Source organism: Blastococcus sp. CCUG 61487, assembly GCF_005222955.1.
GTDB lineage: Bacteria > Actinomycetota > Actinomycetes > Mycobacteriales > Geodermatophilaceae > Blastococcus.
In genome coordinates this window covers 1-372 of sequence record NZ_LWUA01000269.1, presented here as the reverse complement: position 1 = coordinate 372, position 372 = coordinate 1, and the positions used below count along the sequence as shown (strand labels likewise).

Sequence of the window (372 nt, the reverse complement as noted above, 5' to 3'; positions counted from 1 at the left end):
TGCGGAGTCAGCGTGAAGCGGGTGCTGACCGACAACGGCAACTGCTACCGATCCTTCGATTTCCGCGACGCCCTCGGCGACGTCGTCCACAAGCGGACCCGCCCCTACCGGCCGCAGACCAACGGCAAGGTCGAGCGTTTCCACCGCACCCTGGCCGATGAATGGGCCTACGCCGCCGACTACGCCAGTGACGCAGAGCGGGCCGCTGCCTATCCAGACTGGCTGCACCGCTATAACCATCACCGCGGCCACACCGCCCTCGGCGGTCGACCTCCCGCCAGCCGCGTCACCAACCTGTCAGGGCAGAACATCTAGGGGGCCAAAAGCGTGCTTTTGGCCCTAGAGGGAGGGGTAGTAGTCGGCCACGAGTGC

The 372-nt window shown here is 66.4% G+C and carries 1 protein-coding gene; it reads left to right on the top strand.

Features of this window, described 5'->3' with window-relative positions:
- On the top strand, positions 1–315 hold a 315-nt coding region (locus tag A6V29_RS17660), incomplete at its 5' end, for an integrase core domain-containing protein (protein WP_137161526.1).
- Positions 316–372 lie beyond the last annotated feature (57 nt).